We start from the raw sequence: 19,747 nt of genomic DNA on the forward strand, positions 1-19,747 counted from the left end.
TAAAACGCAATTGACAGTAAATTAATAATTATAGTTGACATTTAATATTAAAAGAAATGGCTTTAGAAATTACAGACAGCAATTTTCAAGAAATCCTGGCAGAGGGAAAACCGGTAGTTATGGATTTCTGGGCACCTTGGTGCGGCCCTTGTAAGATGGTGGGACCAATCATCGATGAATTGGCTACTGAATATGAAGGAAAGGTAATCATTGGCAAATGTGACGTGGATGAGAACGGCGACGTGGCTGCCGAATATGGTATACGCAACATCCCTACAGTCTTGTTCTTCAAGAATGGAGAGCTGGTGGACAAGCAAGTAGGTTCTGCTCCGAAATCTGCTTACGTGGCCAAGATAGAAGCGATATTATAAGGTACTATTTGACGATTTACTATTTACGATTTACCCTTTCGGCATCATAGCGCAGCCAAATAGTAAATCGTAAATCGTCAAATAGTCAATAACATTAACCCTTTAAGCAATAGTAAGTATGGGAATGGAAGACGATTTTTTGCAGAATGATGTCGATGATGAAAAGACCATCGAGTACATCAAGAATTATTTGCCGCAGGAGTTGAAAGAGAAGTTCTCTGACGACGAGTTCTATTATTTTCTCGATTTGATTGACGAGTACTATTCCGAGAGCGGCATCCTTGATGCGCAGCCGGATGCGGATGGGTACATCGAGATTGATTTGGGGAAAATCGTGGACTATATTGTCAAGGAAGCCCATAAGGATGAGATGGGTGACTATGATCCGGAAGAAATCCTTTTCATCGTACAAGGTGAGATGGAATATACGGAATCTTTGGACGAAGAATAGTCTGTATCAAAAGTATAGGAAAATCGCGGATGAGCATGGCTTCATCCGCGATTTTTTGTTTTTATGTAGCCGGTGGCGTATTCAGAAAAAAGAAGATGGACGTGCCGATGAGGATGACACCCAATACGCCGTAGAACAGGCGGGCTTGTCGCCGCCCTACATTTTGTACGATAAACTGGGTGTTTCGGGCAGTAAAGAACCAGTTCCAGTCCAATATGGCTGCCAGCAAGGCGATGATGCCTGCGACGGCAAAAATCCCTTGAACGATGTATTGGCTCATGGAGAACTAAAAATTATAAATTAAAAATTAAAAAGAGGGGGGAGGGGTTATTCAAAGTCTTCCAGGGTGACTTTCCGCTCTCCGTTCTCTATTTCCTCAATGGTCACTTTGATGGTATTACCCGGCAGAAGCTCCTCTACCAGCTCCGGCCATTCTATGAAGCAGAGGGCGCCGCTGTAGAAGTAATCTTCGTACCCCATGTCATACACTTCTTCCAGCTTCTTGATGCGGTAGAAGTCAAAATGGTAAATCAGTTCGCCGGCAGTGTCGGAACGGTATTCGTTAACAATGGCGAAGGTAGGGGAGGTGATGACGTCGGAAACGCCCAATTCCTCGCAAACGGCTTTGATGAAAGTCGTCTTGCCCGCCCCCATTTTTCCATAGAGGGCGAAGACGGTATTGTCACCCATTTCAGCGATGAACTGGCGGGCGGCTTCGTGAATCTGGTCTAATGACTGAATTTTGATTTCCATTGTGTCTTTTGATTTAGCGTTGCAAATATAGCCAAAAACTTTTTCCCGTCTTGCAAATGGCATAGATAATGATGGAAAAGAATATAATGGATGCACCCGAGGGGACATTCAAGTAGAAAGAAATCATCAGCCCGCCCAGGCAACTGAGGTAACCGATGCCGATGGAAAGCCAGATGATGCGGTGGAACCGGTGCGAGAACAAGTTGGCGGTCATCTGCGGAACGGTGAGCAGTGAAATAACCAGCACGATGCCCACCATGCGCAGGCATGCCACGATGGTCAGCGCAATGAACATCATCAGTACATATTCGAATACCTGCACCGGAATACCTTGCGAGCGAGCAAACTCCCGGTCGAAAGCCACGTAGATGATGGGATGGAGATACAGCGCGAAAAACAGTATCAGCAGGACGGCGAGCCCTCCCAATAGAGCGATGTCGCTCCAGGTAATCGTGAGAATGTTGCCGAAGAGATAGGCGGACAAGTCGGGGGCGAATCCCGGCGAGAGGAAAGTGAACATGATGCCCAGTGCCATGCCCAATGTCCAGAATACGGCAATGGCAGAGTCTTCCCGCATATCCTTCCGTTTGCTGAGCCACTCTACACCGAAAGCGGACAAGACTGCAAACAAGGCTGCCGACAGAATGGGGGAAATGCCGGTATACAATCCCAGACCGATACCGCCAAAAGATGCATGCGTCAATCCGCCGCTGATGAACACTAGTCTCCGGGTAACGATGTACGTGCCTATCAGCCCGCAAGCAATGCTTGCCAGCAGACTGCCGATGAGGGCATGTTGGAAAAAAGTGTATTGCAGTAGCTCCATTTATTCAATTAAAAATTAAGAATTAAAAATTAAAAGTTGGATGTGGAGTGTTAGGAATGGGGGGTGAGACGGCGTTCGCCGATGATGAGGAACACTTCATCCTTGATGTTGTCCGGCAAGGCTATGCCACGCAGTTGCAGGCTGCGTACCCATCCGGCTACGTCCGTGTCTTGCATGGTGTAGAACACGTCGCGGAACTCGTCTTCCTGCTCGGGAGTATAGGCATCGGGAGCGGTGCCGATGTATTTGTCCAGTTCCTCGTCATCGTAATATTCAATTTGTTTGCTGACGGCTGCCAGTAAGCTGTCACGTTCGCAGATTTCATGCTGTCCGCAGCATTCGGAATTCACTTCCTGCACTTCGGGCATGGCGTCCAGTTCGCCGCGGTCTATCTTCTTCTGCAGTTTCCGGTTGCGTATAATTCCGGCTGTGGCTGCCACGAGGGCAAGGACAATCAGGCTAATAATCAATATCCACATGGGCTTCCTTTTCTTGAAAAACATGTTCCATTAATAGAACGGACAAAGATACACATTGTTTTGTACACGACAAAATAATGAGTCAGATTGCAGGTAGGCAGATTACTTCCACCCGACGCAGGCATTACTTGCCTGGAACGCAGTATAAAACTACTTTGGATGCATCCTAATCTTAGAATGTATCCTTTATTCCTAAGAATAAAGGTTATATTCTTAAGAATAAAGGCTGTATTTCTAAGAATAAAAGCTTTATTCTAAGATTGCATTGCATCTTGGCAGACTTTAAATCCCGCCTTTTGCAAGTCTTCCCAGTAAGCAGGGTAAGATTTGGTAACGACCTGTGGTTCATTTATCCGTATTTGGGGCAGTACAAGGCAGGCGGGGGCAAATGCCATGGCCATACGGTGGTCTTCGTAGGTGGCGATGACGGGGTCAGCGTCTGCCGGGCAGCGTTCGCCATCCCACAACAAGATGCTGTCTTGCTCGGAGCGCACGACGTAACCCAGTTTGCGCAGTTCCGTAATGAGGGCGGTGATACGGTCGGTCTCCTTTATTTTGAGGCTTTGCAGTCCGGTGAAGCGGAAAGGGATGTCCATCAAGCAGCAGGTGACGACAAAGGTCTGCGCCAGGTCCGGGATGTCCACCATGTCTTCGTCGAGACGGGTGGCGGGAGTACCCTTCCGGGTCAGTTTTACTCCCCGGTCTGTATATTCGGTATGGACGCCGAGGCGGGTAAAGACTTCCGCGCCGCGGCTGTCGCCTTGATAGCTGTGGGCGAAGAGACCGAGCAGTTCGATTTCTGCCGTGTGCGCTTCTTCCTTCGTGCTGTCTTCACTTTCTTTTGCGCTACTTCTGTCTCCCCCTTTTATTTTTTCATTTTTAATTCCTTCTATTGCCATCATCTGATACCAGTAAGAGGCGGCGCTCCAATCGCTTTCTACGGTGAAAGGGGTATCCGTGTATCCGCCGGGGCTGACGGTGATGCAATCTTCGGAGACCCAGTCGGCTTGGGCGCCGAAGTCGCGCATCAGTTGCAGGGTCAGGTTGATGTAGGGGCGGGAGATGATGTCACCCGTCAAGTGCAGGCGCAGGCCTTTGGGAAGGACGGTACCAATCATCAGCAGGGCGGATATGTATTGTGAGCTGACATTGCCGGCGAGGGATATTTCGCTGCCGGTCAGTTCTGTTCCGGTGATGCGCAAGGGAGGGAACCCTTCGTTTCCGACGTATTCTATGCGGGCGCCGAGCTCTCGCAGGGCGTCTACCAGTATGCGGATGGGGCGTTGCTGCATGCGTTGCGTACCGGTGATGATTCGGGTGCCAGGAGTTACGCTGAGGTAGGCGGTGAGGAAACGCATGGCGGTGCCGGCGGCAAGGATATCTATATGTCCGGGATTTCCGTCGAGGGCGCGAGTCATCACTATGGTGTCGTCACAATCGCTCAGATTGCGGGGCAGGATATTGCCGTGGGCAAGGGAGTGGAGGATGAGTGCCCGGTTACTGATACTTTTGGATGCCGGGAGCTGTATGGCTGCGTGCAGTGAGGCAGGAGCGGAAACGGTATATCGCATGGTCGTATTTGTTAAGTTACGGTGGTAAGGAGTTTTTTTATTGTCACTGCAAAAGTAGGATAAATCTTTGGGAAATGGAAAAAAGGAAACTTGTTTCTGTGGTTTCAATCTTTCGTTTATCTTTGCGGAGGTAAGTCCTGCTATCGGGACGGATAGATATAATTAAGCATCATTCTTATGGAAATAGATTTAACCACCCCCGCCTTGCTGTTTTCGGCCATATCGCTGATTATGCTGGCCTATACCAACCGTTTCTTGTCCTATGCCCAACTGGTGCGCACCTTGAAGGAACAGTACATGGAGAACCCGTCTTCGGTGAAGGCGGCGCAGATTGCCAACCTGAGGAAGCGGCTCTACCTGACGCGTGCCATGCAGGTGGCGGGCATCGGCAGCCTGCTGCTGTGCGTGGTCAGCATGTTCTTTGTCTATATCCGTCTCCATCTGCTTTCGGCCTATATCTTCGGTTTGGCGCTGATATTGCTGATTATTTCGCTGGCCATATCGGTGTACGAAATATATATATCGGTGAAGTCTTTGGAGATACATCTCAACGATATGCACGAGTAGAGGCTCTACGGGATGATGTTCCGTACGGGGAGTTCCAGTTCTCCCCAGTCAATCATGGCATTGAACAGCCTGACAGTAGAGAATGAAGGCAAGTCTTCCGGTCTGATATCTTTTTCCTGCAAGATTCCTTCTTCCAGCAAGGCTGCCCGTTTGGTCCCTTTCAGCAGGGGATGTGCCGGCGTGTACCAGTGGGTACCGTCGGAAAGGGCGATGTTGGCGATGGAGGTGTCTGTCAGCAGGCCTTGTTTCACAATCAGAATGTCGTCGCATGCGCCGCGCAGGGCAAAGAGGCAGTTCAGCGGTTCGCGTCCGGCGCTTTTGTAGGTGTAGTCGATGGTATCGGCCTGCATCAGTGCCAGCGAATGCACGTGCCGCACGGCGTAGGGGGAGTAGCTGAGGTCTTCAATACCTTTTTCACCATACACTACGCGTGCCTTGACGATGCCCGCCCCGGTGATGCCTGCTCCACAGCCGGGAGACGACAGATAATCGGACAGTTGCAGCGGTGTGCTTTCCGGCCAGAAGTGGGCGCGGGTATCGTTCAGCCTCCGGTTGTGGCGGGAAAGGTTGCAGACCCTTCCGTGGTCGATGCGTATGGTTTCAATAAATAGGCACATATATTTTCTGTATTACTTCGTTGTATTCGCTTTCCCACCGGCTTTTGGCGGTGATGCCGCCTCCTGCCTTGAAGTGGAGCTGGCCGTTTTCCTGCTCGATGAAGCGTATCATGACAGCGCTGTCCAGCTGTCCGTCGGCATAATGCCCCATGATGCCGGTGTAGAAGCCCCGGCGGTAGTCCTCGGCCTGGGCGATGATTTCTACGGTTTTGGGCTTGGGGGCACCGGTGATGGAGCCGGCAGGAAGCAGGCGGAAGATGATGTCGCCCAGGTGTGCGGTGTAGTCTTCGGGCAGGGTGCCGCATATCTCGGAGCTGGTCTGGAGGATGGGGCCCTTATTGGTTTGCAGGCGGTCTATATATCGGTAGGAGGTCACTTCGACGTGTTCCGAAACCATGCTGAGGTCGTTGCGTATCAGGTCGACGATGGTGGCGTGCTCGGCTGCCTCTTTGGTGTCCTGCATCAAGAGCTGTTCCGCATCGGGCAGGGTAGCGTCGATGGTGCCTTTCATGGGGAAGGACTTTATCTTGCCCTTCTCTATGCGGACAAAGATTTCGGGGGAGAAGCAGACGAACCGGTCTTTCAGCCACAGCTTGTACAAGGCTTCGGAGTGGAGGAATATTTCTTCCAGTGTCAGATTGGTGGTGACGGGTACCCGGCAAGTGAGGTTCGTCAGGTAGCTGTTGCCTGCCAGCAGGTTTTGCTTCACGAGGTCGAACGAATGTCTGTATGCGGCGGGGGAAGGGGGAGTGATGTCCCACTGGATAGGGCCGGCGCATCGGGCGGCTGTGCTTCTGGCAAGGGCTGTTGCAGCCGTCTCCGTGTTGCCTGCCTTCGGGAATTGGAAAAGGCAGGTGGCGGGGTCTATCCGGTCGAGGGGCTCAATGTGCGACTGCTCTTGCGCGTAGTCTACGATGAAGAGGAAGGGCACATTGGCTCCGGCCAGTGCGTTCATGCGGGCGATGGTTTCTGTCCGGCTGTACGTCTTCATGCGTCAATAGACTGCGGAGGCTATCACCTGGATTATCAGAATGAGGAACACCATGGCAATGGGATATACCGTGGCATAGGCCACGCTCGGTATGTTGCTGTCCGTCATGGAGTCGGCGGCGGCAAGGCCGGGCGTACTGGTCATGCCGCCGGTGATGGTGCCCAGCAGGTCGAGAATGTTTATCTTGAACACGAACAGGCCTACGCATACTGCCACCAGCATGGGCACCAGCGTGATGGCGGCGCCTACGCCGAACAAGAGCCAGCCGCTTTCCTGGAACGTGGCCATCAGATTCCGTCCTGCCGATGTCCCTACTTCGGCAAGGAAGAGCAGCAGTCCCAGCTGGCGCAGCAGTTGGTTGGCAGGGCCGGACATGGACCACAGAATGGGGCCGGTCTTTCCGATGGCGCTCAGGAACAAGGCGACCATCAGGATGCCTCCCGTCAGTCCCGGAGAGAACGACAGACTGTCCGAGAAGGAGATGTTCAGCTTGCCGAAGAGCACGCCCAGCACGATGCCCAGGGCGATGGGGAAGAAGTCGGTGTCGGACAGCTGCTTGTTGTCATTGCCCAGCAGGCGTGCCACGCCTTTGATGCCGTCTTTCTCGCCCACCACCATCAGCTTGTCGCCGAACTTCAGCGCCAGGTCGGGCGAGGGGGAGAGGTCGATACCGCTTCGGCGGACGCGGGTGACGGTACAGCCGAAGTTCTTCATCAGGTTGAGGTCGCCCAGCTGTTTGTTTATCATATCCTTCTTGGTGAGCAGCAGGGATTCAATCTCCTGCATGTCTACGAGTGGCAGTTCGCCTTCTTCGCGCTGGCCCACGAGGACGGCAAGCTGGTTCAAGGCATCTTCGCTGCCCACGGCTTGTATGCAGTCTCCCTCGTGCAGGATGGTCTGGGCGGTGGGGATGGCTATCTGCTCATTGTGCTTATGGCGCGAGATGACGGCACCGGTCATGGCGCGCGCATTGATTTGCATCAGGCTGCGGCCGAAGACGGCGGGGTTGGTCACGCGGAACAGGCAGGTTGTCAGTTCCGGGAACTGGCTGCGGCGTTCCTTCTCCAACCGGCGCGCCTCCTTGTCGAGGTCGATGCGCATGATACGGGGCAGCAGCTTGACGAAGAGAATCACGCCGATAACGCCGAAAGGATAGGCAATACCGTAAGCGATGGATGCCAGTGGGGAATGGGTGCTGTCAATGGCTACGGCAAGTCCCGGTGTACTGGTCAGGGCGCCGGCTATGAGGCCCACCACGCTGGGGGTGTCTATGTCGAAGGCGTACTTCAATCCTACGGCTGTGAGGGCGGCGGAGCAGATGATGAGCAGGGTGATGATGATAAGCGTCTTGCCCTTGCTCCGGAAGGAGTCGAAAAATCCGGGACCGGCCTGGATGCCGATGGTGAAGATGAAGAGCACCAGTCCGAAGTTTCCTAACTCTTTGGGGATGATGACACCGAAGTGTCCGAACAGTAGGGCAATGAAGATGACGGCGGAGACGTCCAGCGAAAGCCCTTTAATCTTGATTCTTCCCAACATGAAGCCTAAAGCCACAATGAGAAAGAGCGCGAAATAGGAGGAGTTTAACAAGTCAGCAAACATAATCAGTTAAAGAGTTAGGAGTTTATGTCACAAAGATAGTGCAAAAAAGTGAGATAGAAAAAGTATTGCTTCCTTGTGGCATATAAAAAAAGATGATGTGCCATCAACCGTTTTGACACATCATCTTAATATATATATCGGCCTATATGACCGGTATTCCTGCGTGGGGCAGGGCGGTACTTATTTTTTGAGTTCCTTCAGCAGCTCCTCTACGGCAGCTTTCAGCTGTGTGTCTTCTCCCTTCACGATGGTCTCGGGCGAATTGGCTACTTTGATGTCCGGCTCCAGTTGCGAGTTCTCCAGATAGCTGCCGTCCGGCAGGCGATAACCGACGACGGGGATGCCGAACACGAGCGACGGGTCTTGCAGGCGCTCCCACGACACGCTGGTCATGGTTCCCGGCACGGGCATACCTACCAGCTTGCCGATGCCGCGGTGGCTGTATACCCACGGCGTGCCGTGCGCATTGGAGTAGTTGGCCTCGCACATCACCATGATGGATGGCTTGTTCCAACGGCGGCTGGGCATGTCGCACGCCTCGCGGCCGCGCACCACCTGGGTGAAGTATTTCTGTCCGCTGAAAAGTATCTCTATATCCTCGTGCAAGCGTCCGCCGCCATTGAAACGGGTGTCGATGACGATACCTTCGCGGTTGTTGTACTTGCCCAGGATGTCCGAGTAGACGGAACGGAAACTGTCGTCTCCCATAGACTCGATGTGCACGTAACCCAATCGGCCACCCGACCATCTGTCAACGTCTGCCGCACGCTGTTTCACCCAGCGGCTGTAGAGCAAATCACTGAACGCACCGTTCGTGATGGGGATAATGACCTCTTCCCAGCGCTCCTTGGTCTGCGGGTTGAAGAGAGAAACGAGTGTTTTCTTCCGTGCCTTGTTGTTGAGCAGCGTGTAGTAGTCTGCATCGGGGGTGATTTCCACGCCATCTATCTTTTCGATGACTGTGCCGGCTTTCACCCGGGTGTTGGCAGTGTCGAAGGGGCCTTTCTCCACCACTTCGGCAATGAGCATGCCCCGGCCCGTGTAGTTCCAGTCGAAGAACAGTCCCAGGCTGGCAGTAGGTTCGGATTGCCCTTTGGGATAGAAACGGCCGCCGGTGTGAGATACGTTCAGTTCGCCCAGCCATTCGCTCAGCAACTCGGCAAAGTCATAATTATTGTCGATATGGGGCAGGAAGCGGCGATAGGCGGCGGTCATCTTGTCCCAGTCCACTCCGTGCATATTGGTATTGTAGAATCGCTTCTGCTGCTGGCGGTACACGTGGTCGAACATGTATTCGCGCTCCGCAGCCAAATCCATCTTGGCATCTACCTGGAAGGTGATGGGGGTCAGCGCATCGGATGAAGTGTCCATTTTCTGCATCTTGCGGCTGCCCAGCAGGAAGAGGTTTTTACCGTCCTTGTCCAGCTGCATGTCTGCCCATCCGGCATCCATCTTGTGCAGCAGTTTGGTTTCCTTCTTGCGGAGGTTCATCTTCCAGAGGTCGTATCCGCCTTCGAAGGCAGCCAGGTAGTAGAGTGTCTCGCCATCCTTGGAGATGATGGTGCTGCCCATATCGGAAGAATTCGGGGTGAGGCGCACCACACGGTCTTCGATGCCTCGCAGCTCGACGACGATGTCTTTCGGCTGGTCATCTTTTTCGTCAGTATTGCTGTCTTTCTTGTCGTCTTTCTTCTTTTTATCCTTGTTTTTGTCTTGGGGGGTGTCTTTTCCGGCAGACTTTTTCTGTTCCTTCTCCAGCTCCTTGCGCAGTTCGTAGTCTTCCTTGCTCAGGCAGTATTTGTCGTAGGCGTCTTGGTTGAGGAAGACGAGCATGGCGTCGTTCAGCGAGCCCCATGAGGCGTGGGCACGCATGCCGTAGCGTTCGGTGGTGAAGAGGATGGCGTTGCCGTCCAGCGCAAAGCGGGGATAGCCGCTCATGTAGCCGCTATTGGTGAGGTTGATGATGTCTTTGCCTCCCTCTGCGCTGACCAGGCCGATGTCGGAGTAGGGGTCGTGCTTGTTGCCGGTGAACTCAAGTGTAAACCACTTGCCGTCCGGTGACCATGCGTAGTCAAATCCTCCGCCGGTGCTGTACCAGGTGGAGCCGTCCGTAATCTGGCGCACCTTCTTCGTCTCCAGATTGAGCACCATCAGCCGGATGCGGTCTTCGATAAAGGCGAGTTCCTTGCCGTCGGGCGAGAATTGCGGATAGGCACGTTCCACGGTGGTGGAGGGCAGCAGCACTTCTTCTTCAATCAGCGTGGCGTTCGGGAAGTTAGGGTCTTCCTTGCGGGTTATCTTGGCAAGGTAGAGCTGCCAGTTGCCACCTCGCTCGCTGGCGTAGGCCAGGGTGCGGTTGTCCGGCGCAAAGGAGAGGCCCGCTTCGCGTGCCGGTGTGTGCGTCACCTGCTTGGTAGTGGCATAGTCTGCCGAAGTGACAAAAACTTCGCCGCGCAGAGTAAAGGCAATCTGCTTTCCGTCCGGGGACACAACGGCAGAAGTGGCTCCGTCGGAAGACTGCAGGTTGGCGAATTGCGGCTGGTCATCGCGCACAATCTCTATAGCGACTTTCTTCGGGGTGGCATCCGGCTGCTGGGTATAGATTTCGCCGTCGTAACCGTAGCACAACGTCCCGCCGTCACTCATGGAGAGGAAGCGCACGGGATGTGTCTTGAAGCTGGTGATGGGCTTCACCTCTCGGGGCTGTGCCAGCGGGAAGGCATACACGTTGAATGAGCCGCCGTTTCTCTCACTCAGAAAGTAAACCGTTCTTCCATCGGGTGACAACACCGGGTTGCGGTCTTCGCCCGCGCGGTCGGTGAGGTTGGTATGGATACCCGTCTTTGCATCATACAGCCAGATGTCGCGGGTGATGGAGGAGGTGTGGTGCTTTCTCCATTCATCTTCAAATCCCTTGCGGTCTTGGTAGAGGAACTGCTGGCCCGCCTTGTCGAAGCAGACCGCTTCGGCAGGGGTACCCAGCACTTGCTCCGTACGCCCTCCCGTTGCAGGTACTTTGTAAAGCTCGGTCATGGCCGAAGTGGGGAAAAGAGCGCTGCTTGCCGGGTCCTGGATGGATGCGGAAAACAAGATATACTTTCCGTCCGGAGTGAATGTGGAGGGTATCTCACCGGTGGAGTGGGTAGTGAGCCGTTGGGCGGTTCCGCCGTCTGCCGGCATCACGAATACGTCGAAGTTGCCGTATCTGTCGCTGGCAAAGGCAATCTGTTTGCCGTCCGGTGACCATATGGGGGTACATTCGTAGCTCTCTTGGGTAGTAAGCTGTGTGGCGGTTCCACCTTTGGCGGGCACCTTGTAGATGTCTCCTTTGTAGCAGAATGCGATTTCCGTACCGTCGGGAGAGATTTGCACATCGCGCATCCAGAGCGGCGTGGCAGCATGTCCGGCAATGGCAGTAAGGCCTAGTGCAAGGATTGCAAGGGTTTTCTTCATAAGTGTGTGGGTTGATGTTAATTATAGAATGTTTATAAACGTCATGATGCTGTCCACAAGGCAAGGAGCGAGGTACGTCATTTCATACCTCGTGCCTTGTATATCTGCTCCTTGGCATTGTTGATGCTTTGGAACTTCTCTTCTGCGGCTTTCTTGATGTCTTCGCCCAGTGTTGCCACCCGGTCGGGATGGTGTTTCAAGGCTAGGCGGCGGTAAGCGGCACGCACTTCGTCATTGGTGGCAGTGGGTTCAAGTTCAAGTACTTTGTAGGCCTCGTTCAGTGAGCTACCGCCCAGGTTGAGCATGGATTCCACTTCCTTGACGGATAGTCCCATGTACATGGCCACTTCTTTCAAGGCTTCTATCTCCTCGTTGCAGACGTGTCCGTCGCTTTTGGCAATTTCTACCAAGAATACCAGCAGTTGCAAGCGTTCCTCGTATGTCAGGTTGGCGGCAATCTGCGTTCCGCAGTCACGGATGGTGTTTTTAAATGCCAGTGGGTTTTGTCTGTCCATCTGCTTGCGCTGTTCGAAGAGGTTGAGTAATATCCGTTCTCCCTCGCCCACGGCAGCCTCACCGAATGTGCTTCTCAGAAAGCGGCGGACGAATTCCATTTCACTATGCATGATGCGCCCGTCTGCACGGATAATGTACGAAGCCATCACGAGCATGGAGAAGAGGAAACTGTTCCGTTGCCCGGTATAGGTAGTGCCGTGCGTTGGTTCTTCTCCATAATAACTGCCTGCGTCACTTGAATCGGTGTCGAACAGTGAACCGAATACAAAACCTGCCAAGGCTCCCAGCGGTCCTCCGGCCATGAAGCCGATGATGCCGCCTATCCATTTAGCTGCTCCCATAATTTTTCTTGTTTAAAGTGCAAAAATAGAGATTTCTTACGAGAATTCCAGTAATTTGATGAGCTATTCCCGCTGAAGCGAATAGGCACCGTCTTCTTTTTGTACATATTCAGCATATTTATGGCAGCAAGTCTGTCATTAAGAAATACTATAAAAATTAAGGAGTTAAGTCTTAGACTTAACTCCTTAATGCTCAACAGTCGGGATGACAAGATTCGAACTTGCGACCACACGCCCCCCAGACGCGTACTCTACCGGGCTGAGCTACATCCCGAATTGCGGGTGCAAATGTACGGCTTTATTTTAAAATAGCAAATATTTATAGTGCTTTTTTTATTGAATGAACCTATATTTTGCAGTTTCAAGGCTTTCGGTCAACGTGTCCTGCTCTCTTTTTACTTGTATGCCTGCTTCGCAAGGCAATGGCTTTGAGCGGGCAGGCATACTTTGAATGAAGTTATTGCAGGTTTAGGCTGTTTCTTACGGAAGTGATAGCCGGACTTTCGGGCGTTACGGATTTCCGGGTACAATAATCGAATTCCGCAGATTTTTCGCCGCTAAATGATTTCCACTTCAGTTTCAATTTAACGGTCTTGCCTTCTGTATCAGGCAGGGCATCCAACTTGAAAGCAACCAGTCCGTCCGCATACCTGCCGTAAATGTCGCCCTTGGCATTGTGGCGGAATTCTACTTCATACGGGTTTTCCGGATTCTCGCTCAGCAGCAGATTGACAAAGTGCTTTGTTTGATAGTCTCCTTGCTGAGTTCTAAAGCGAAGGGTCAGATAACCGTCTTCTGCGATGGTTACCCAATCGTTCACTATTTCCACCGGGTCGGTGCCGTATACGGTATCGTTCTCTTCACCCAAATCCGGGGCGATGGGTTTGGTAAGGATACTGTCTATCCAGTTTATATGTACAGCTTGGGTGTAGATATCGCTGGGCTCGTCCACTTCCTTGTAGTTTACCAAAGCGCGGACTTCCTTCTCGCCGTAGGGAGATTTCGTCATGTTGATAGGCAGCAGAGTGGTCTTGTCATCCAATTGCAGGAAGACGGTCTGCTCTGCATCGGTCTTTACCGTTACCAGGGCATTGGGGAATCTCATGGCATAATTATCATCGTCGTCCAGACACGATTGGAGGCTTAAGGAGCTGATGGTTGCAATAGCGATTAAAATTTTCTTGTTAAAGATTGACTTCATTTTCATAGTGTACTCTTTTAAATTAAACATTTGGAATAGGTCTTGCTTTTATAGAAATAGCATATTTGCGAAAACCCTGCATGCAGCATTGTTAATTAATGATAAGAGCCGGAGTAAGCTGGTGCGGAATATTATTCCCCGATACATGAAAGATATTTGTATATCAGGTGGAATATGATTACCTTTGCTGTATGAGATGCACATCTCGCGTGTGTTGAGATGTATGTCTCGAACTGTATGAGATGTGCATCTCGTGCATGTTGGGGAATAGCTGTCCGGCCGTATGGAAACTGGCTTTCTGTTTAGGGGAAGTAAACTTCGGGCGGGTTGCAGACAGTCTGGTTGCAGTAAGAAACATTATGTTCATTGTGAAAAGAGTATGAGTATAGTCTATTTGGTTCGAAAGAAGGTTTTCCGCACGGCGGAAGGGGTGAAGCAACTCTATTATGCTGTGCAGCGTGTGTTACAGCGGCGTGGAGGTGTGACGGCAGAGCTGCTGGCGCAGCGTATGGCATCCAGAAAAGGGATGAGTTCGGGAGACGTGCAGAGTGTATTGATAGATTTGCCGAAGTTTATAGAGGAAGCGCTGATGGAGGGAGAGTCGGTGACCATTAAGGGGCTGGGTTCCTTCCATGTGGCGGTGACGAGTGACGGGTTTGAGCATCCCGACGATGTGATGCCGGGCAAGGTACGCTTATCCCGTGTCTATTTTCGTCCGGATAAGTCGCTGGTGGCGAGGCTGAACAGCGGGATGGATTTCTACCGTTATCCGCTTAGCCGATATTTCCCTCACGATATGTTGCGACCGGAAACGCTGCGAAAGGAGCGGGCCGAGGGAAAGACGGGAATTCCGGATGAAGACCCAGTTGGGATGGAAAATGATACGGAGGACTTTTCGGGGGAGGAGTGAGCGATGAATGTGGAAGAATTCAGAGAATACTGTCTCTCCTTGCCGGGAGTGAGCGAGAAGATGCCTTTTCCTAATGTGGCCGACAGATACAGCCGCGATGTGCTTTGCTTTTATGTGGGCGACAAGTGGTTCTGCTTTGTCAATATCGAAGTGTTCGACTTCTGCTGCATCAAGTGCCGCCCGGAGGAATCAACGGAGCTGCGGGCAAGGTACGAGGGGGTGAAGCCGGGGTGGCACATGAACAAGAAGTATTGGAACAGTGTGTATTTTAATCAGGATGTACCGGACAGCATTATCCGAGAACTGGTGGCACGCTCCTATCGGCTGGTTGTGGAGAGCCTGCCGAAGAGGGAGCGGGAGCGTTATACCCCCATGCACTCCCTATAAAAGTCGAACATTTCGAAGATAGTCTCCTTGTCTGCCGTCTGGTTGAGACAGATGTCACCCACTTCTTTCAATAGGGTGAAGTTGATGACTCCGGCGGTATTCTTCTTGTCATGCTTCATCAGTTCGTACAGCTGGTGGTACTGTTTGCAGTTGAAGGTGAAGCTGCCATAATTCTCTTTGACGAATTGGATGGTCTGGCGCATCTTGTCCTTCGGGAATCCGGTCTTTATATAAGAAAGGTAGAGTTCGCAGACCAGCCCCCATGCCACTGCATAGCCGTGCAGCACCGGACGCCTTTCGGCAAGGGCGAGGCTTTCGAAGGCGTGTCCTACGGTGTGCCCCAGGTTCAGGGCTTTGCGGATGCCATGTTCCTGCGGGTCTTCTTCTACGATGTGTTCCTTTACCTGCACGGAACGTCCTACCATGGACTTCAGTAAGGCATAATCTATCTTTTCCGTATCGAATGACAGCAGTTCTGCCAGATGTTCCGGGGTACTGATGAGGCCGTGCTTCAACATCTCCGCATAGCCGGAGAAGAAGTTATGGGCATCGAGGCTGCGCAGGAATTCGGTTTCCAGCAGCACGCAGGCGGCGGGAGCAAAGACGCCGATTTCATTCTTCAGACCGTTGAAGTTGATGCCCGTCTTGCCTCCCACGGAAGCGTCGACCATGGCGAGCAGCGTAGTGGGAACGTTGATGTAGGCGATGCCCCGCTTGAAGGTGGAAGCGGCAAAACCGCCAAGGTCGGTCACCATGCCGCCGCCCAGGTTGATGAGCAGGGAGTGGCGGCTGGCCCCTTTCTCACTCAGGGCTTGCCATACGGCAGCCAGCGTTTCCAGATTCTTGTGCACGTCTTCTGCCCCGATAATAATCTCTTCCGCTTCTTCCAGGGCGGGGATACCGTCCAGATGCGGGCGGCAGAGGCGGTGGGTATGCTCGTCGGTAAGGATGAAAAGCTTGTCATGGGGACACTTCGCTATGGCATGCGTCAGGCTGTTTGCCAGTCCTTCGCAAAGGATTACTTCTTGTTTACTCATCTTGTTAATTACAAATTACGAATTACCAATTACTGATGTTACGGATTATGAAGGAAAGGGAGCCTTCTTCATTATATTGTGGCACAAAGATAGCTCTTTTGGCAATAAAACGTTATCTTTGTCCCGTGAAATTCTATGGGTGGCAAGGTGTTTCCGTCATCTGCCTCCCGCTATTTGTAATTAGTAATTTGTAATTGATTGATAGAAATGAGAGCATTACTTCCCGTTTATTGCCGTCCGCTGGGTTATTTCATCATAGCTTTGGCGTTGTTCCTCCCTTTCATATTCCTATTGTGGGGAAAAGTGACAGATGCCAACTTGCTGTTCTATAAGGAATGCTCCAAACTCCTGATGATGATGGGGGCACTGATGATAATCTTTGCCTTGACGAAGAACGAGAATAAGGAGATAGAGCAGGTGCGCAACAAGGCCACGCGCAATGCCATCTTTCTGACCGTTCTTTTTATCTTCGGCGGTATGCTCTACCGGGTGGCGCAGGGTGACCTCCTTTCGGTCGATTCTTCTTCTTTTCTCATATTTCTTATATTGAATGTGCTTTGCTTGGAATTTGGTATAAAGAAAGCGACAGTTGATAGATTATTTAAGCGGAATGGTCGATAAATAAAGCAAATCGTCATGTGGGGCATTAAACCTTTTGCCCGGAAGTCTGTCAAATGAAACAGTGAATAAAAGGCATTGTTCATTTAAGAATAGACAAAGAATAGACACATGAAGAAAATTATCACGGGGATGGCGTTGCTGTTGGTTACAACGCTGTCTGCATTCTCACAGACCAAAAACATTACGGTATCGGGCCGTGTCGTGGAGGACACCAAGGAGCCTGCGATACAAGCTACCGTGCAGTTGCTTTTGTTGCCAGACAGTGTTCAGGCATCGGGTACGGCCACTACGGCACAAGGTTATTTCACTCTTCCCAAAGTCAGTGCGGGTAAATACGTGCTGAAGGTTTCCTACATCGGATTCAAGAGCCAGTACATCCCTTTACACCTTTATGCTACGACAACTGCCAAGAACGTGGGTACACTGACACTGGAAACGGATGCGGTGATGCTGGCCGAGGCTGTGGTTACGGCAGAAGCGCCGCAAGTGCAGGTGGTGGAAGATACACTGGTATATACCTCATCTGCCTATCGTACCCCCGAGGGAGCCATGCTCGAGGAGTTGGTGAAGAAGCTGCCCGGTGCGGAGATTGACGACGAGGGTAATGTGAAAATCAACGGTAAGGACTTGTCGAAGATTATGGTCGACGGCAAGGAGTTCTTCGGTGGAGACGTAAAGACCGGTTTGAAGAACCTGCCGGTAGATATGATAGAGAAGCTGAAAACCTACGATAAGAAGTCCGATTTGGCACGTATCACCGGTATTGACGACGGTGAGGAGGAGACGGTGCTCGACCTGACCGTAAAGAAAGGCATGAACCAGGGTTGGTTCGGTAATGCCGACGTGGCCGGAGGGACGGAAGACCGCTATATGGGCCGCTTTATGCTGAACCGCTTCGTGGACAAAACCCAGGTGTCGGTAGTGGGTTCTGCCAATAACGTGAACGACCAGGGCTTTTCGGGCGGTGGCGGTCCTCCGCGCTGGCGCAGGAACAACGGACTTACTGCAACGAAAATGCTGGGTGTGAATTTCGCTACCCAAACCGATAAGCTGGAACTGGGCGGTAGTGCACGCTACAACTATCAGGATGGGGATATTGCAAGTATCGGTTCTACCGAGGACTTTCTGCCGGACGGCAACTCTTACTCCAACTCGAACAGCAGGCAACGTAACAAAGCCAAGAATTTCAATGCCGATTTCCGTATGGAGTGGAAGCCGGACTCGATGACGAATATCATTTTCCGTCCCAACTTCTCGTACGGCAAAACGGACAATCTCTCCAATTCTGAGAGCGGTACGTTCAGTTCCGACCCTTACAGTCTGGTGAGTGACCCCAATAACTGGCTGAATCTGGAGAAGATTTTTAATCCGGACGATGACCCGTTGAGGAGTATCCGTATAAATGCTATCAACAGCGGTTCGCTGAGCGACAACAAGAGTGTGTCTACGGATGCAACCTTGCAGTTGAACAGAAAGCTGAATGACAAAGGACGCAATGTCACGTTCCGTGGAAGATTCGGTTATACCAATAATGACAACAACCAGTATACGGAGTCGGAAACACATTACTTCCAGTTACTGAATGCTTTGGGAGGAGACTCCATCTTGGTTCGTAACCAGTACATCACTACTCCTACCAAGAACTACAATTACAGTGCACAGCTGACTTACAGCGAACCGATAGCCCGCGCCACTTTCTTGCAATTCAGCTATCAGTTCCAGTACAAGTATAGCGAGAGCGACAAGACGACGTATGATTTGCAGGGCTTTCCGGATTGGGGATTGTCAACCCAGCTTCCCACGGGATATGAAGAGCATGCGGTGGATAGTCTGGGTAAGTATGCGGAATACCGCTACTACAACCACGATGCATCCGTGTCTTTGCGCTTTATCCGCGAGAAGTATCAGTTGAGCGCAGGTATGTCGTTCCAGCCGCAGCATTCTGTATTGTCCTATAAGCGCGGCGACTATATGATTGATACCACCCGCAATGTGTTCAACTTCGCTCCGAACCTGGACTTGCGCATCCGTTTCTCCAAGGTGAGCCAGCTGCGTATGACATACCGCGGGCGTAGCAGCCAACCGAGTATGGAGAATCTGTTGCCGATTGTGGACAACTCCAATCCGCAGAATGTACGTATCGGTAATCCGGGCTTGAAGCCTTCCTTTACGCACAACATGCGATTCTTCTATAATACGTATAATGCCGAAAAGCAGCGTGGTATTATGTCGCACGTCAACTTCTCGGCAACGCAGAATAGCATCAGCAATAGCCGTGTGTATAATTCGGAGACTGGTGGATGGACTACAACTCCGAAGAATATCAACGGTAATTGGAATGCGTTCGGCATGTTTGGCTTCAATACGGCACTGCCCAATAAGAAGTATACCATCAACTCCTTCTCCAATGCCAACTATCAGAACAATGTGGCTTATCTGACGTCCGGTAAGGGAGCAGATGCCGTGGAACGGAAGAATACAACCACCAACCTGACGCTGGGCGAACGTCTGAATGCCGCCTATCGTAATGACTGGTTTGAATTCGGCTTGAACGGAAGCATCTCCTATTCAATAGAGAAGGATAAACTGACGCCTGACAATAATCAGGAGCCCTATACCTTCTCTTACGGTGCCAATACGCAGATTTCCATGCCGTGGAACATGACGCTCTCTACCAATATTGCCAACCAGAGCCGTCGAGGATATACGGACAGCAGTATGAACCGTAACGAGCTTATCTGGAATGCACAGTTGTCGCAGACTTTCCTAAAAGGGAATGCTACCGTCAGCTTCGAGATGTACGACATTCTGAAGAAGCAGAGTAACATCAGCCGTTCGCTGACTGCAAGCGGCCGCTCGGTGTACGAATATAACGGCGTGAACAGCTATTGCATGCTTCACTTCATCTATCGTCTGAATATTTTCGGCAGCAAGGCCGCCCGCGATAAGATGCAGGGCAGACGCGGCTTCGGCGGTCCGGGCTTCGGTCCGGGTCATGGTCCTGGCGGTTTCGGAGGACGCAGGCCGTTCTAAAGCGGAGGGGATCACCCCCC

The 19,747-nt window shown here is 51.8% G+C and carries 19 protein-coding genes and 1 tRNA gene; 7 read left to right on the plus strand and 13 right to left on the minus strand.

Annotation, left to right across the window (positions count from 1 at the left end; all coding sequences use genetic code 11):
- The first annotated feature begins 56 nt into the window (after positions 1-56).
- On the plus strand, positions 57-371 hold the full coding sequence (trxA, locus tag DXD78_RS00830) for a thioredoxin (RefSeq protein ID WP_005824191.1): 315 nt from the start codon (positions 57-59) through the stop codon (positions 369-371).
- 118 nt (positions 372-489) lie between these two features.
- A complete protein-coding gene (locus tag DXD78_RS00835; RefSeq protein WP_005824189.1) occupies positions 490-822 on the plus strand; it encodes a hypothetical protein in 333 nt (110 codons plus the stop codon).
- A 61-nt stretch (positions 823-883) separates the two neighbouring features.
- Here DXD78_RS00835 and DXD78_RS00840 read toward each other — a convergent pair whose 3' ends face one another.
- From DXD78_RS00840 to DXD78_RS00860, 5 genes are all read right to left on the minus strand, one after another.
- Positions 884-1,102 (minus strand): immunity 17 family protein, encoded by a 219-nt coding sequence (locus DXD78_RS00840; RefSeq protein ID WP_008665728.1) that lies wholly within the window; start codon positions 1,100-1,102, stop codon positions 884-886.
- Positions 1,103-1,149: 47 nt separating this feature from the next.
- Entirely contained in the window at positions 1,150-1,575 is a 426-nt protein-coding gene (gene tsaE, locus DXD78_RS00845; protein WP_005824185.1) for a tRNA (adenosine(37)-N6)-threonylcarbamoyltransferase complex ATPase subunit type 1 TsaE, read from the minus strand.
- Between the two features lie 13 nt (positions 1,576-1,588).
- Positions 1,589-2,401, minus strand: a complete 813-nt coding sequence (locus DXD78_RS00850) for a metal ABC transporter permease (RefSeq protein ID WP_005824182.1) — start codon at positions 2,399-2,401, stop codon at positions 1,589-1,591.
- 50 nt (positions 2,402-2,451) lie between these two features.
- Positions 2,452-2,880, minus strand: a complete 429-nt coding sequence (locus tag DXD78_RS00855; protein ID WP_008665724.1) for a hypothetical protein — start codon at positions 2,878-2,880, stop codon at positions 2,452-2,454.
- 254 nt (positions 2,881-3,134) lie between these two features.
- The gene (locus DXD78_RS00860; RefSeq protein WP_008665722.1) at positions 3,135-4,451 is read right to left on the minus strand and encodes a 3-phosphoshikimate 1-carboxyvinyltransferase; all 1,317 of its coding nucleotides are present in this window, start codon (positions 4,449-4,451) and stop codon (positions 3,135-3,137) included.
- A 177-nt stretch (positions 4,452-4,628) separates the two neighbouring features.
- Between DXD78_RS00860 and DXD78_RS00865 the strand changes: the two genes are divergently transcribed.
- A complete protein-coding gene (locus DXD78_RS00865; RefSeq protein ID WP_005824170.1) occupies positions 4,629-5,018 on the plus strand; it encodes a DUF2721 domain-containing protein in 390 nt (129 codons plus the stop codon).
- Positions 5,019-5,023: 5 nt separating this feature from the next.
- Here the strand turns inward: DXD78_RS00865 and DXD78_RS00870 are convergent, their stop codons facing one another.
- The 7 genes from DXD78_RS00870 to DXD78_RS00900 all read right to left on the minus strand — a co-directional run bounded on the left by DXD78_RS00870 (position 5,024) and on the right by DXD78_RS00900 (position 13,745).
- Positions 5,024-5,635 carry an aminotransferase class IV family protein gene (locus DXD78_RS00870; protein WP_005824168.1) on the minus strand — a complete coding sequence of 204 codons (612 nt, stop codon included), beginning with the start codon at positions 5,633-5,635 and terminating at the stop codon, positions 5,024-5,026.
- On the minus strand, positions 5,619-6,626 hold the full coding sequence (locus DXD78_RS00875) for an aminodeoxychorismate synthase component I (RefSeq protein WP_005824166.1): 1,008 nt from the start codon (positions 6,624-6,626) through the stop codon (positions 5,619-5,621). The genes DXD78_RS00870 and DXD78_RS00875 overlap by 17 nt, the downstream gene beginning before the upstream one ends.
- A 3-nt stretch (positions 6,627-6,629) precedes the next feature.
- Complete coding sequence (locus DXD78_RS00880; protein ID WP_009037191.1) at positions 6,630-8,228, minus strand: aspartate:alanine exchanger family transporter; 1,599 nt, start codon at positions 8,226-8,228, stop codon at positions 6,630-6,632.
- A gap of 180 nt (positions 8,229-8,408) precedes the next feature.
- Positions 8,409-11,681 carry a S41 family peptidase gene (locus DXD78_RS00885; protein ID WP_009037190.1) on the minus strand — a complete coding sequence of 1,091 codons (3,273 nt, stop codon included), beginning with the start codon at positions 11,679-11,681 and terminating at the stop codon, positions 8,409-8,411.
- Between the two features lie 77 nt (positions 11,682-11,758).
- On the minus strand, positions 11,759-12,538 hold the full coding sequence (locus DXD78_RS00890) for a DnaJ domain-containing protein (protein ID WP_009037189.1): 780 nt from the start codon (positions 12,536-12,538) through the stop codon (positions 11,759-11,761).
- A 200-nt stretch (positions 12,539-12,738) separates the two neighbouring features.
- Positions 12,739-12,812: transfer RNA gene (locus DXD78_RS00895), tRNA-Pro, on the minus strand.
- A gap of 183 nt (positions 12,813-12,995) precedes the next feature.
- Positions 12,996-13,745 (minus strand): NigD-like protein, encoded by a 750-nt coding sequence (locus DXD78_RS00900; RefSeq protein WP_034528862.1) that lies wholly within the window; start codon positions 13,743-13,745, stop codon positions 12,996-12,998.
- Between the two features lie 373 nt (positions 13,746-14,118).
- On the opposite strand from DXD78_RS00900, the gene DXD78_RS00905 reads away from it, so the two are divergent.
- The gene (locus DXD78_RS00905) at positions 14,119-14,649 is read left to right on the plus strand and encodes an HU family DNA-binding protein (RefSeq protein WP_008665685.1); all 531 of its coding nucleotides are present in this window, start codon (positions 14,119-14,121) and stop codon (positions 14,647-14,649) included.
- A gap of 3 nt (positions 14,650-14,652) precedes the next feature.
- Entirely contained in the window at positions 14,653-15,036 is a 384-nt protein-coding gene (locus tag DXD78_RS00910) for an MmcQ/YjbR family DNA-binding protein (RefSeq protein ID WP_005824086.1), read from the plus strand.
- On the opposite strand, the gene aroB is transcribed toward DXD78_RS00910, so the two are convergent.
- Positions 15,012-16,073 (minus strand): 3-dehydroquinate synthase, encoded by a 1,062-nt coding sequence (gene aroB, locus DXD78_RS00915; protein ID WP_009037186.1) that lies wholly within the window; start codon positions 16,071-16,073, stop codon positions 15,012-15,014. The genes DXD78_RS00910 and aroB overlap by 25 nt on opposite strands.
- A gap of 207 nt (positions 16,074-16,280) precedes the next feature.
- Between aroB and DXD78_RS00920 the strand changes: the two genes are divergently transcribed.
- Both DXD78_RS00920 and DXD78_RS00925 read left to right on the plus strand, forming a co-directional pair.
- Positions 16,281-16,694, plus strand: a complete 414-nt coding sequence (locus DXD78_RS00920; protein WP_009037184.1) for a hypothetical protein — start codon at positions 16,281-16,283, stop codon at positions 16,692-16,694.
- Between the two features lie 108 nt (positions 16,695-16,802).
- Positions 16,803-19,727 carry a TonB-dependent receptor gene (locus tag DXD78_RS00925; RefSeq protein WP_009037183.1) on the plus strand — a complete coding sequence of 975 codons (2,925 nt, stop codon included), beginning with the start codon at positions 16,803-16,805 and terminating at the stop codon, positions 19,725-19,727.
- Positions 19,728-19,747: the final 20 nt, after the last annotated feature.

The sequence above is a fragment of the Bacteroides sp. D20 genome (assembly GCF_003436255.1).
Taxonomy (GTDB): domain Bacteria; phylum Bacteroidota; class Bacteroidia; order Bacteroidales; family Bacteroidaceae; genus Bacteroides; species Bacteroides uniformis.